We start from the raw sequence: 12,288 nt of genomic DNA on the forward strand, positions 1-12,288 counted from the left end.
GCTTCGCTCCGCCTCCCCTGGGCGAGCGGAGCTCGCTTCAGGGGCGCGGGGAACTGCGCGACCAGCCACGACGCACCCGCACCCGCCCGGCGACCGCCCCCGGCAGACGCGCCCGCTCCCCACCACCGCGTACCCCCAGCCCTGAAGCCACCAGCAGCAGAACACCCAGCATCACGAACGGCGCCGCCGTCCCCGCCACCCCCGCGATCAGCCCCGCCGACGCGGGCGCGGCGACCTGGCCGAGACGATTGCCGGTCAGCCGGAGCGCGAGCGCCGTCGAGCGGGCCTCCGCCGGGGCCGCCTGCACCACCGTCGTCATCGACAGAGGCTGGCCCACTCCCAGGCAGAACCCGAGCACGACCAGGATCGCGGCGAGCGCCCAGACCGGCACCGGCAGGGCGATCGCCGCGCAGAGCAGCGCCGCGAGCAGGCAGGTCGACGTGATCAGCAGCGCGCGGCCGAGCCAGTCGATGAGCGGCGTCATGATCAGCCGGCACGCGATCGTCGCGCCCGCCCGCAGGCTCAGGAGCACGCCCACGACGGACGGGGCGATGCCCCGGTGCTCGCCGATCACCGGCAGGTACGCCGTGAGGATGTCCGTCGCCGACAGGACGGCGAGGCTGATGAAGATGCCGCCGGGGACGCCCCGGGTGCGCAGGATGCGGTGCACCGGAATGCGGGGCGCGGAGTCCTTCGAGGCCGAACTCGTCGGCGCAGGGCGGGATTCGATGCGCCACAGCGAGGTGAACGCGAATGCGCACACGCCCGCCGAGATCAGCAGCGCCAGCGCACTCGTGCCCGCCATGTCGTCGCCGCCGATCACCGCGCCCGCCGCGACCGGCCCGACGAGCTGGCCGAGCGAGGCGCCGATGGTGAAGTGACCGAAGTTGCGGTCCTGGTCGTCCGGCGCCGACTGGCGGGCCACGATCGACTGCGCGCCGATGACGAAGCACAGGTGGCCGAGACCCATCACGCCGCTCCAGGCGGCCATCCACACAAGGGAGTTCGCGGCGCCGCTCAGCGCGCAGCCGCCCGCGATCAGCACGACGCCGGCCGGCAGCAGCGGCGCGCAGCGGCCGTGATCCGTCCGCCGACCCAGTGGTACTGCGGCGAACAGCGGCAGCAGGGCGTAGACACCGGCGATGACACCCACCGCCCGCTCGTCGGCGCCGAGCGCCAGGGCCCGGTACGAAACGGCGGGCCGCGCCATCGACACCGCCCCCTGCGCGAAGCTGAAGGCGATGACGAGGCGCAGCAACCACGTACGGCTCACGAAAGGGTCCTCACACGATCCCGAAGAGCAGGCCCGCGCCGAGCACCACCAGCGCCGTCAGCGCGGCCCACTTCACCGTGAACCTGGTGTGGTCGCCGAACTCGACCTTCGCCATGCCGACGAGCACGTACACGGCCGGGACGAGCGGGCTCGACATGTGCAGCGGCTGGCCGACGAGGGAGGCGCGGGCGATCTCCAGGGTGGACACGCCGTGCGCGTTCCCGGCCTCGGCGAGGACCGGCACGATGCCGAAGTAGAAGCCGTCGTTCGACATGAAGTAGGTGAAGGGGATGGAGAGGACCCCGGTGACCAGGGCCATGTGCGGGCCCATCCAGTCGGGGATGCCGCCGACGACCCACTCGGCCATGTGGTCGACCATGCCGGTGCCCTGGAGGACGCCGGTGAAGACGGCGGCGGCGAAGACCATGCCGGAGACGTTGAGGACGTTCTCCGCGTGGGCGCCGATCCGGGCCTTCTGGTCGGGCATGTGCGGGTAGTTGACGGTGAGGGCGAGCGCGGCGGCCAGGATGAACAGGACCGGGATCGGCAGCCACTCCATGATCATGGCGGTCAGCAGGACGACCGTGAGCGCGGCGTTGAACCAGTAGAGCTTCGGGCGCAGGGTGGCGCGGTCCGGGTCGAGACCGGCGAACGATTCGCCGTCCTCGTTGCGATAGGAGGGGGCGGCGGCATCGGCGGCGTGGTCACCGCTGCCGCCCCGGCCCGCACCGGAACCATTGGTGCCTGAACCGGCACCCACCAGGACCTTCTCGGACTCGGTCACGGTCTCGGTCTCGGTGACCTCGTCGAGGGAGAGGTAGCCGAGGCGCTTGCGCTCGCGCCGGCCCAGAACGTACGCGAGGACGAAGACGAAGAGCAGGCCGACGCCGAGCGCGGGGATCATCGGGACGAAGATGTCGGTGGCGTTGACCTTGAGCGCGGTGGCCGCACGGGCCGTCGGGCCGCCCCAGGGCAGGGTGTTCATGACGCCGTTGGCGGTGGCCGCCACCCCCGTCATCACGACCAGGCTCATCTTCAGGCGCTTGTACAGCGGGTACATCGCCGAGACGGTGATCATGAACGTGGTGGAGCCGTCGCCGTCCAGGGAGACGATCGCGGCGAGCACGGCGGTGCCGACGACGATGCGCACCGGGTCGGCCTTCGCGAACTTCAGGATGGCGCGCACGATCGGGTCGAAGAGTCCGACGTCGATCATCACGCCGAAGTAGACGATCGCGAACATCAGCATGGCGGCGGTGGGCGCCAGGTCGCCGATGCCGTCGATGACGTAGTCACCGAGGTGCGCTCCCTTGCCCACCAGGACGCAGAACAGCGCCGGGATGAGCACGAGCGCCGCGATCGGCGACACCTTCTTCATCATGATCAGCGCCAGGAAGGTGGCGATCATGACGAATCCGAGGATCGTCAGCATGGAGGGGGTTCCTATCGTCGTTCGCCGTTGAACTTCCGCCCGGGGGTCGGCGGTCAGCGAGACGCTAGGGCCCGTTCATCCGCGTTAACAAGATGTTGACGCGTGAGCAATAAGCGCAAAACTCCAGGTCACGGCTTTACGACGCTGTGGGCGCCGTCAGTCGAGGGTCCGGGCCAGATACGCGCGCAGCAGTTCCCGGGTCTCCGTGATGATCGACTCGTCGCCCGCCGGGTCGAGCCGGAACGCGAGCCGCACCAGCGCGTCGGCGGACTCGACGGCCACCAGGAACGTCCGCCGCAGCGCGTCGTCCGCGGTCCGGCCGAGGTGCGGGGCGAGGAGGTCGGTGAGGGTGTCCGCGACGCGGAGGTTGGGCGCGGAGTCGGGGTCGCCGACCGGGATCTGGGTGCCGAAATCGACCAGGGAGAAGCCGGGCGCGGTGCGCTTCATGGCGAGGTACTCGTCGAGAACGGCGTCCATCGCGGCGCGCCAGTCGTCGCCCGGGATGGCGCCGAGGCGCCCGGTGACGCGCTCCGCGTACCGCTCCAGATTGCGCTGGGCCAGGGCGTCGACCATGGCCCGCTTGTTGGTGAAGAAGCGGTAGACCGAGCCGATGGGCACATCGGCGCCGCTCGCGACGGCCCGCGTGCTCAACTGCTCGTATCCGACCTCGTCGAGGAGATCGGCGCAGGCGTCGAGGATCCGGCTCAGCCGCTCGGCGCTGCGCTGCTGAACGGGCGTACGCCGCAAAGAGGTCGGGTGAGGCATGCCGGTCACCCTACGGCCGACTCACGGAGATGGGGATGCCGTCTCCGCGCCGGAAGCGGTGAGGTCGGCGGTGGCCTCGACGGGCTTGCCCTCGACCGCCCAGACGGTGCCGTCGTCGGCGTAGAGCCGGGCGGTGACCTTGTGGGTGCCGCGGCTGACGCGGGTGCCGGGCAGCCGGTAGTCGACGGCGCGCAGCCGGGAGAGGCGGGCGCCGTCCAGGTAGAGCTGGGCGTAGCCGCGGCCGTGCACGGCGCGGGCCGCCGCGTCCTCGGAGCTGAACCGGAAGTTCCGCACCCGGATCTTGATGTCCCAGCCGCCGTCGGGCCGCGGGTCGGGCTGCACGATCAGGCCCACCTCGGGGGCGCCCTCGGTGGGGAGCTGGCGGAAGCGGTGGCCGTCGTCATCGGTCGTTTCGAGCACCTTGCCGACCTGGCGCGGGCCGCCGCCGTCGTCACCGCATCCGGCGAGGCCCGTCAGCAGGGCGCAGGCGAGGAGGGTGGCGGCGAGGGCGCGGGCCGGCGTCGTCCTGGGCATGCTCCGGACAGTAAGGGACCGTTCACGTTTTCGGATCCGTCTCGGGGAGGAGGCCTTCAGGGGGAGAGAGCGGGAGCAGGAGGGAGCACGAGGGAGCCGAAGAGAAAGATCGGATCCGGCCGGACGGCGTCTTGCGTGGGCCGATCGCGAATCCTACGGTTGAGCATAGGAATCATTGACGAGGGAGCGATGATGAGCGGGGACGCACGCAAGACGGCCGAGGTTCTGGCCTACCTCAGCGGCTTCGGCAACGAACACGGCTCGGAGGCGGTGCCGGGCGCCCTGCCACAGGGGCGCAACGCACCGCAGCGCGCCCCGCTCGGTCTCTACGCGGAGCAGCTCAGCGGCTCCGCGTTCACCGAGCCCCGCGCGCACAACCGGCGCTCGTGGCTGTACCGGATCCGCCCCTCGGCGGCGCACCCGGAGTTCACCCGGACCGACAACGGCGCGCTGCGGACCGCCCCCTTCACCGAGTCGGTCCCCGACCCCAACCGCCGCCGCTGGAACCCGCTGCCCGAGCCCGCCCCCGGCACGGACTGGCTGGCGGGCCTGTGGACGCTGGGCGGCAACGGGGACGCGGCGCAGCGCACCGGCATGGCCGTGCATCTGTACGCCGCGAACTCCTCGATGACGGACCGGGTGTTCAGCGACGCGGACGGCGAGCTGCTGATCGTGCCCGAGCGCGGCGGTCTGCTGCTGCGCACCGAGTTCGGGCTGCTCGCCGCCGGTCCCGGCGAGGTCGCGCTGATCCCGCGCGGGGTCCGTTTCCGCGTGGAGCTGCTCGACGCGAGCGCGCGCGGTTACGTGTGCGAGAACTACGGCGCTCCGTTCCAGCTCCCCGACCTGGGCCCGATCGGTGCCAACGGGCTGGCGAACGCCCGGGACTTCAGGGCGCCGGTCGCCGCGTACGAGGACGTCGAGGGTCCGGTGCGGGTGGTGAACAAGTTCTGCGGCAACCTGTGGGGCGCGACGTACGACCACTCTCCGCTGGACGTCGTCGCCTGGCACGGCAACCACGTGCCGTACGTGTACGACCTGCACCGTTTCAATGTCATCGGCTCGATCTCGTACGACCATCCCGACCCGTCGATCTTCACGGTCCTGACCTCGCCGTCGGACACCCCGGGGCTCGCCGGAGTCGACTTCGTCGTGTTCGCGCCGCGCTGGCTGGTGGGCGAGGACACGTTCCGGCCGCCGTACTTCCACCGGAACGTGATGAGTGAGTACATGGGGCTGATCGAGGGGGCCTACGACGCGAAGGCCTCCGGCTTCCTGCCGGGTGGGGGGTCGCTGCACAACATGATGTCGGCGCACGGTCCCGACCGGGAGACGTTCGACAAGGCCAGCGCCGCCGAGCTGCGGCCGCAGAAGGTGGACGACGGTCTTGCTTTCATGTTCGAGACGCGCTGGCCGGTGACGGCGACGGCGCAGGCCGCCTCCGCGGGGCACTTGCAGCGGGGCTATGACGATGTGTGGCGCGGCTTGGAGCGCCATTTCCGCGGGTAGGGGCGGTTCTTCGTCTGCGGCCCGGTGGGGCTTTTCGCGCAGTTCCCCGCGCCCCTGGAGTGCGCACTTCGTGCGGCATCTCCATCAGAGGCGCGCCACCCACTCTGGGCGGAGGCGCCTCCGAAGGGGAGGCTGCGCGTAGCGCATGCCTCAGGGGCGCGGGGAACTGCGCGAGAAGCGGCCACCGGCCGTCAGCCGAACGACAAACCGGAAAGGGGCGCGGGGAACTGCGCGACCAGCCACGACGCGACCCGCACCTGGAGAACCGTCCATCACCCCGGCCACATTGCACAACGCGCCCCCGACCGATACGGATAACCCGTGACGTCATTCGCTCCGGACTCGATCGTCCTGAACCGTAAGCTGCCGCTCTGGTATCAGGTGTCGCAGTCCCTGCGCGCCTCGATACTGAGCAGGTCACCGCAGGACCCGCTGCGGCTGCCCACCGAGGAGCAACTGGCCGGCCACTACGGCGTATCGGTGCTCACCATGCGGCAGGCGCTGAAGGAGCTGGAGGACGAGGGGCTCATCACCCGCCACCGGCGCCGCGGCACGTTCATCGAACCGGCGGCCCGGCGGGGCGCCCCGGTGCGGCTGCTCGGGTCGGTGGACGCCATCGTCGCGCAGCAGTCCGGGATGACGGCGGAACTCCTCGGGCACGACACCGTCCCGGTACCGGCGGCGCTGGCCGACCACTTCCCGGGCACGGACCACGTCGCGACGTACCACCGGCTGCGCAGCGACGAGAAGACCGGCGAGCCGACGAACCACGCCCGCAACTACATCCGTCCCGAACTCGCCGAGCGGGTCGACGTCGCGGACCTGGAGCGCTGGCCGATGACGAAGGTGCTGCGGGACGTCGTGGGCGTGCGCATCACCCGGGTCACGGACTCGGTGGAGGCGCGCCTCGCGGACCCGGAGACGGCCCGGCTGCTCCAAGTGCCGCTGCTCAGCCCGATCCTGCACTACACGGGCATCACGTACGACGAGGACAGCCGGGTCCTCGACGTGGCGGTGATCCATTACCGCGGGGACCGCTTCTCGTTCTCGGTGACGCTGGACGCCGACTGATGGCCGGCCGGGGGGACGTACCATGCCGGGCGTGACGAACGACCGCTCCGTCCACGCCGACGCCGACACGATCGAGCTCTCGGACCTCATGCCGTGGTCCGTGGCGCCCCTGCGCCTGGGCCGCGGCTGGCCCGTCGCGCCGGACGCCGCGTCCCTGAAGGCCCGTTGGGAGACCTTCGTCCGCGGCGACGCGGCGCGACGCGAGACGCTGCTGGAGCCGACGCGCAGCCGCACCCTGCACACGGCGGCCTCCCAGCTCCCGGGGCAGCGCACGGGGACAGAGCCGCTCGTGCACGCCGAGGGCGCCTGCCCGGAGCCGGTGCGCGTGCTGCACGGGCCGTTCGACGAGCAGTGGCTGATCCCCGACCAGCGGCTGATCGACGAGGCCCGGCCCGAGTTGTGGCGGGTCGCGGACGAGCGGCAGCTGTACCTGGTGGAGCAGGGGTACGTGCCCGATGCCGGCGGCCCGGCCGTGCTGGCCGGCGCCGTCCTGCCCGAGGGCCGCTCCCCCGCGGGCCGCCCCGGCCGGATCCGCCCGCTCTACCGCCGCCCGGGCGCGGCGGAGCCGAACATCGCGCCCGGACTGCTCCAGCACCTCTCGGGCACGTACGACCAGGAGGTCACGGCCGACGACCTGTTCGCCTGGATCCTGGCCGTGGCCGCGCGCGGCGCCGACCGGACGTGCCGGGTGCCGCTGCCCGTCGACCCGGACGTGTGGCTGCGCGGGGTCGAACTCGGCCGCCGCGTCCTGTGGCTGGAGCGCCGGGGCACCGGTGCCGAGCGGCCCAAGCTGCCCGGCGGCCGTCGCCCGTACGTCCGCGCGCCGCTGCCCGACCGGCCCACGGAGCTTCTCTACGACCGTGCGGAGGACGCCCTCCTCGTCGGCGACGGCCGCATCTCCCCCGTGCCCGCCGCGGCCTGGGACTTCCAGGTGAGCGGGGTGCGGGTGCTGGAGCAGTGGTTCGCCCGCCGCACGGCCCCGGCGGAACCGGGCACCCTGGCGGCGGTCCGCCCGAAGACCTGGCCACAGCCCTGGACGTCCGAACTCCTCGAACTGATCACCGTACTCACCCTGCTGGCCGAACTGGGCCCGCAACAGACCGAGTTGCGGTCCACCCTCGGCGACCTGATCACCCCGGCCGAACTGACCCGGGCCCGCATCCTCCCCCTCCCGGCCACCACCCGCCGCCCGGCCACGGTCCTGGACCACCAGGAGGAGGGCCCGGGCGGCCAGTTCGCGATCCTGTGACGGGAAGGCCGCGCGCAGCGCGCCTCAGGGGCGCGGGGAACTGCGCGAGCAACCACGAACAACTCGCACCCGCCGACGAGACATCAAGGGGCAGACGGAGTCGCGAACCCCTCCAAAGTCCTGCGCAGAGCCCGCTCGAAAACAGCCTCAAGATCAATGGGCCCGGCATCCTCGGCGAACGCGGCGGCGAGCCGCGGATACCGCCCCGACGCCACCTGCCCCCCGAGATACCCGATCCGCGCCGCGTTCTCCTGCTCCTCGCTCCACGGCAGCGACCGCGTCCGCTCGGCGGTCGCGATCTCGTTGGCGACGTACGTCGTCACCACGCTCGTCACCGACGCGATCAGCTCCATCTTCGTGCCGTAGCTCAGATCCAGCGGATCCAGGCAGGCCAGGCAGTGCTCCAGATACCGCAGCGCGTTGGGGCTGAACCCGTACACCGGTGACATCAGCCGCGGCATCCAGGGATGCCGGTGCATCAGCGCCCGTGCCTGCCGGGCGAGCCCGAGGACGTCCGCCCGCCAGTCGCCGGACGGCTCCGCGTAGACGTACTCGGCGCTGACGGCGTCGACCATCAGCTCGTACAGGTCCTCCTTGCGCGGCACGTAGTTGTACAGCGACATCGTGCCCATGCCGAGTTCACCGGCGACCCGCCGCATGGACAGCGCGTCGATGCCCTCGGCGTCGGCGACCCGCACGGCGGCGGCCGCGATGTCGGCCCTGCTGTGCGCGGGCCGTGGGCCCCGCCCGGCGCGCTCGGGGCGCGCCCAGATCACTTCGGGTTCGGCCGGTCGGCCCGCCATTGATCATCACCTCGCGAACCATCGTAGTTACGTACGGCGTACGTAGTGCGATACGGTGACGCCATGACTTCTACGTACGCTGTACTTAGTGAAGGTCTGGAGAAGCGCTTCGGCTCGGGGGACAAAGCCGTGCACGCCGTACGCGGTCTCGATCTCGCCGTGCGCGAGGGCACGGTCTGCGGTCTGCTGGGGCCGAACGGGGCGGGGAAGACGACCGCCGTCCGCCTGTTGACGACCCTGCTGCGACCGGACGCCGGCACCGCGCGTGTCGCGGGCCACGACGTCACGACGGACGCGCACGCGGTCCGCCGCCGGATCGGCGTCACGGGGCAGTACGCGTCCGTCGACGGCGACCTCACCGGCCGGGAGAACCTGCGGCTGTTCGCCCGCCTGCAGCGCGCTCCGCGCGCCCGCGCAGACGAGCTGATCGAGCGGTTCGGTCTCGCCGACGCCGCCGAGCGGCCGGCCCGTACCTACTCGGGCGGGATGCGCCGCCGCCTCGACCTGGCCGCGAGCCTGCTCACCCGGCCCGCCGTGCTGTTCCTCGACGAGCCGACGACCGGACTCGACCCGCACAGCAGGAACGCCATCTGGGACACGGTCCGCGACCTGGCCCGCGAGGGCACGACCGTCCTGCTGACCACGCAGTACCTGGACGAGGCCGACCGGCTCGCCGACGACATCGTGCTGATCGAGGCGGGCCGCGCCGCGCACCACGGCACGCCAGCCGAGCTGAAGGCGCAGATCGGGCACTACGCCCAGGTGGTCCTGCCCGACGACGCGGGCGGACGGGCGCTGCACGCGGCGGCCGTCGTCCTCGATCAGCTCACGGGTGCGCGCCCCGAGGTGGACCACGAACGCCGGACCGTGGGCGTCGTCGTCCTCGACCCGGCCGTCACCCTGCCCCGCGTCGTGCGTGAACTCGACGCCGCCGAGGTGCCGTTGCGGGACGTGACGCTGCGCCCGCCCACGCTCGACGAGGTGTTCCTGCGCTTCACCAGCACACCCACGACGACAGAGGCGGTCGCCGCATGAGTTCCGCGATCCTGTACGACGGCACGGCGATGCTCGGCCGCCATCTCCAGCGCGTCCGGCACGCTCCGGCGATCCTGGTCCTGACCCAGACGATGCCGATCGTGTTCCTGTTGTTCTTCGGGTACGTCTTCGGCAGCGCGCTCGCCATGCCGGGCACCGACTACCGGGCGTTCCTGGTGCCCGGCATGCTGGTGGCGACGGCGGCGAACGGCATCATGACCGGGATGTTCACCGCGGCCCAGGACGCGCACCGCGGTGTGACGGACCGCTTCCGTACGCTGCCGATGAGCCGGGCCGCCGTGCCGCTCGGGCAGGCCGCGGCGGATCTGCTGACGACGGCCGTCGGGCTCGTCCCCCTCGTCCTGGTGGGCCTCGCCATGGGCTGGCGGATCGAGGGCGGGGCGGCGGGCGCCTGCGCCGCGTTCGGGCTGCTGCTCCTGTTCCGGTTCGCGACGACGTGGGTGGGCATTCTGCTCGGGCTCGCCTCCCGCAGCGAGGAGGCGGCGGGGCAGTTGGGCAGCGCCACGTTCATGCTGCCGCTGCTGTCGAACGCCTACATCCCGACCGACGGCATGCCGGGCTGGGTGCGCACCCTCGCCGAGTGGAACCCGATCAGCGCCGTGGCGACGGCCGTGCGCGACCTGTTCGGCAACGCTCCGGTGCCGCACGGCGCCGCCTGGCCGGTGACGCATCCGGTGGCCGGGTCACTGGCCTGGTGCGCGGTACTGCTGGCCCTGTGCGTGCCGCTCGCCGTCCGCCGGTACACGCACGGGGGACGGTGAGCGGCCGGGGTGTCAACCGCTAGGACAGGCCCTAGGTCTGCGGGGCGAGTTCAGGGCCGAGTGAGGAGAATTTCTCCTGCGAGACGATCCGCTTGGGCGGCCAGGTGATGTTGTTCGGCGGCCACTTCTGCCCGGTCTTCTTCAGGAACCAGGCCGGCGGCTCGTACATCGGCGGTTCATAGCCGTCCGGCAGGGCCGTCTTCCACTCGACGTCCTTGGTCCGCTCCTTGAACTCGTCCTTCACGGCCTTGAGGCGGGCGGGCTGGGTGATCAGGTCCACCGCCGTCGCCGCGAGATACTTCGCGGCGGCCACCACGGCGGCCTGGCCGGGGGCGGCGGCCGCGCAGGACGCGGTGGACCAGGTGTGCATCTTGGTGCCGATCGGGGCGAGCGCCGCGCCCATCGACACGGTCGGCACGTTCCAGCTGATGTCGGCGACATCGGTCGAACCGCCGCCGAGGAACGCCGGGTTGGGCGGGGTGAGGTCGCCGACCTTGTCGTGCATGCCCTGCTGCGGCAGCCCCAGCGACTCCTGGAGCTCCTTCGCCAGCTTGTGCGCCGCGTCGGGGAAGTCGGGCGGCCCGATCTGCCGCATGTTCTCGTGCAGCAGCTCCGCGAAGGACTTGGACGGCAGCTGGTTCCAGCAGGCCGAGGTGATCCGGTGCTGCACCTTGGTCTGCGAGGCCTTGGCGGCGGCCTCGGAGACGGCGATCACCTTGTCGAGCAGCACCTGCACCCGGGCCGGGCTGCCCTCGCGCACGTAGTAGGAGATCTCCGCGATTTCCGGGGTGACGTTGGGAATGTCGCCGCCGTTGTTGATGACCCAGTGCAGCCGGCCCGACGGGGCGAGGTTCTCCTCGCGCAGGAACTCCGACATCGTCGCCATCATCACGGCGGCGTCCAGCGCCGACTTGTTGCCGAGCGGAGTGCCGCCGTGGCCCGCGACACCGAGGAAGGTGAAGGTCACGGCGGTCATCGCGGTCGTCGAGCCCCAGCCGGTGGCGTTGGCGGTGGAGGGGTGCCAGTCGAGGAACGCGTCGAGGCCCTCGTACACGCCCCGGCTCACCGCGTACGTCTTGCCGATCAGCGTCTCCTCGGCCGTCGAGCCGAAGAACTTCACCGTCACGGGCAGCTTGTGCTTCTTCGCCGCCTGGGCGACGGCGGCGGCGGCGGACGCCGCGGCCGTGCCGAGCGCGCTGTGGCCGCAGCCGTGCCCCGGGCCGTAGCTCGGGGCGAACGGGTCGTGGATGTACTCGCGCGGATCGTGATGTCCGACGCCCTTGCTCTGCGAGAGGCCGGGCAGGGCGTCGTACTCGCCGCTGAAGCCGAGGACCGGGCCGCCGCTGCCGTACGAGAACGTGGCGGTGAACGCGGTCGGGAAGCCGGCCGTGCCGAACGCGACCTTGAATCCGGCCCGTTCGAGGAAATCGGCTTCGGCGATCGAGGAGTTCCACTCGCGCAGGGACAGCTCGGCGTTCTCCCAGATCTCGGCGTTCAGGCCGGTGATCCGGGAGGTGTTGGCCGTGATCCAGGCCAGGGCGGCGGACTTGGCGGGACTGTCCTCGGCCAGCCCCTCGGGGGCGGTGTACGCGGCCGGGGTGGCATCGTCCGCCGCGGCCATCGCGGGATCCGCGTCGGCGGTCGTCACGGCGGCGGTCACTCCGGCGGCGCCGAGCAACTGCATGATGCGGCGCCTGCTGAGCCGGGGACCCGACGCCATCAGCGCCTGGGTGTGGTCGTGCTGGTCGTGCAAGTCACACACGCGGACCTCCGGGGGTGAGGTGGGTGTAGCTGTATCGGCCATCGACGATCAAGCGCCACCCTGGACCCAGGAGGTT

The 12,288-nt window shown here is 71.7% G+C and carries 11 protein-coding genes; 5 read left to right on the plus strand and 6 right to left on the minus strand.

The window, feature by feature from the left end:
• Positions 1-37: 37 nt before the first annotated feature.
• The 4 genes from ACFVDP_RS32270 to ACFVDP_RS32285 all read right to left on the minus strand — a co-directional run bounded on the left by ACFVDP_RS32270 (position 38) and on the right by ACFVDP_RS32285 (position 4,004).
• Positions 38-1,273: an MFS transporter gene (locus tag ACFVDP_RS32270; RefSeq protein WP_383497529.1), complete on the minus strand. Its 1,236-nt coding sequence runs from the start codon at positions 1,271-1,273 to the stop codon at positions 38-40.
• Positions 1,274-1,283: 10 nt separating this feature from the next.
• Positions 1,284-2,705 carry a CitMHS family transporter gene (locus ACFVDP_RS32275; RefSeq protein ID WP_383497531.1) on the minus strand — a complete coding sequence of 474 codons (1,422 nt, stop codon included), beginning with the start codon at positions 2,703-2,705 and terminating at the stop codon, positions 1,284-1,286.
• A gap of 156 nt (positions 2,706-2,861) precedes the next feature.
• Complete coding sequence (locus ACFVDP_RS32280) at positions 2,862-3,470, minus strand: TetR family transcriptional regulator (RefSeq protein ID WP_383497533.1); 609 nt, start codon at positions 3,468-3,470, stop codon at positions 2,862-2,864.
• A gap of 21 nt (positions 3,471-3,491) precedes the next feature.
• Complete coding sequence (locus ACFVDP_RS32285; protein ID WP_383497535.1) at positions 3,492-4,004, minus strand: hypothetical protein; 513 nt, start codon at positions 4,002-4,004, stop codon at positions 3,492-3,494.
• Between the two features lie 192 nt (positions 4,005-4,196).
• On the opposite strand from ACFVDP_RS32285, the gene hmgA reads away from it, so the two are divergent.
• The 3 genes from hmgA to ACFVDP_RS32300 all read left to right on the plus strand — a co-directional run bounded on the left by hmgA (position 4,197) and on the right by ACFVDP_RS32300 (position 7,830).
• Positions 4,197-5,510 (plus strand): homogentisate 1,2-dioxygenase, encoded by a 1,314-nt coding sequence (gene hmgA / locus ACFVDP_RS32290; protein ID WP_383497537.1) that lies wholly within the window; start codon positions 4,197-4,199, stop codon positions 5,508-5,510.
• A 321-nt stretch (positions 5,511-5,831) separates the two neighbouring features.
• On the plus strand, positions 5,832-6,581 hold the full coding sequence (locus tag ACFVDP_RS32295; protein ID WP_383497539.1) for a GntR family transcriptional regulator: 750 nt from the start codon (positions 5,832-5,834) through the stop codon (positions 6,579-6,581).
• A gap of 22 nt (positions 6,582-6,603) precedes the next feature.
• Positions 6,604-7,830 (plus strand): type ISP restriction/modification enzyme, encoded by a 1,227-nt coding sequence (locus ACFVDP_RS32300; RefSeq protein ID WP_383497541.1) that lies wholly within the window; start codon positions 6,604-6,606, stop codon positions 7,828-7,830.
• A gap of 83 nt (positions 7,831-7,913) precedes the next feature.
• On the opposite strand, the gene ACFVDP_RS32305 is transcribed toward ACFVDP_RS32300, so the two are convergent.
• A complete protein-coding gene (locus ACFVDP_RS32305; protein WP_383497543.1) occupies positions 7,914-8,633 on the minus strand; it encodes a TetR/AcrR family transcriptional regulator C-terminal domain-containing protein in 720 nt (239 codons plus the stop codon).
• A 63-nt stretch (positions 8,634-8,696) separates the two neighbouring features.
• Here ACFVDP_RS32305 and ACFVDP_RS32310 point away from each other — a divergent pair, with 63 nt between their 5' ends.
• Both ACFVDP_RS32310 and ACFVDP_RS32315 read left to right on the plus strand, forming a co-directional pair.
• Positions 8,697-9,668, plus strand: coding sequence for an ATP-binding cassette domain-containing protein (locus tag ACFVDP_RS32310; protein ID WP_383497546.1), 972 nt, complete (start codon positions 8,697-8,699; stop codon positions 9,666-9,668).
• Positions 9,665-10,450, plus strand: a complete 786-nt coding sequence (locus ACFVDP_RS32315; protein WP_383497548.1) for an ABC transporter permease — start codon at positions 9,665-9,667, stop codon at positions 10,448-10,450. Before ACFVDP_RS32310 ends, ACFVDP_RS32315 begins: the two co-directional genes overlap by 4 nt.
• A 31-nt stretch (positions 10,451-10,481) precedes the next feature.
• Here ACFVDP_RS32315 and ACFVDP_RS32320 read toward each other — a convergent pair whose 3' ends face one another.
• A complete protein-coding gene (locus ACFVDP_RS32320; protein ID WP_383497550.1) occupies positions 10,482-12,212 on the minus strand; it encodes an amidohydrolase in 1,731 nt (576 codons plus the stop codon).
• Positions 12,213-12,288 lie beyond the last annotated feature (76 nt).

Origin of the sequence: Streptomyces sp. NPDC057694, from assembly GCF_042799415.1 — a bacterium.
Taxonomy (GTDB): Bacteria; Actinomycetota; Actinomycetes; order Streptomycetales; family Streptomycetaceae; genus Streptomyces.

Bases quoted from the DNA above. Each gene is read 5' to 3' on its own strand.
- ACFVDP_RS32275 (WP_383497531.1), bottom strand. From the start codon at position 2,705: ATGCTGACGATCCTCGGATTCGTCATGATCGCCACCTTCCTGGCGCTG.
- ACFVDP_RS32280 (WP_383497533.1), bottom strand. From the start codon at position 3,470: ATGCCTCACCCGACCTCTTTGCGGCGTACGCCCGTTCAGCAGCGCAGC.
- ACFVDP_RS32285 (WP_383497535.1), bottom strand. From the start codon at position 4,004: ATGCCCAGGACGACGCCGGCCCGCGCCCTCGCCGCCACCCTCCTCGCC.
- hmgA (WP_383497537.1), top strand. From the start codon at position 4,197: ATGAGCGGGGACGCACGCAAGACGGCCGAGGTTCTGGCCTACCTCAGC.
- ACFVDP_RS32300 (WP_383497541.1), top strand. From the start codon at position 6,604: ATGCCGGGCGTGACGAACGACCGCTCCGTCCACGCCGACGCCGACACG.
- ACFVDP_RS32305 (WP_383497543.1), bottom strand. From the start codon at position 8,633: ATGGCGGGCCGACCGGCCGAACCCGAAGTGATCTGGGCGCGCCCCGAG.
- ACFVDP_RS32310 (WP_383497546.1), top strand. From the start codon at position 8,697: ATGACTTCTACGTACGCTGTACTTAGTGAAGGTCTGGAGAAGCGCTTC.
- ACFVDP_RS32315 (WP_383497548.1), top strand. From the start codon at position 9,665: ATGAGTTCCGCGATCCTGTACGACGGCACGGCGATGCTCGGCCGCCAT.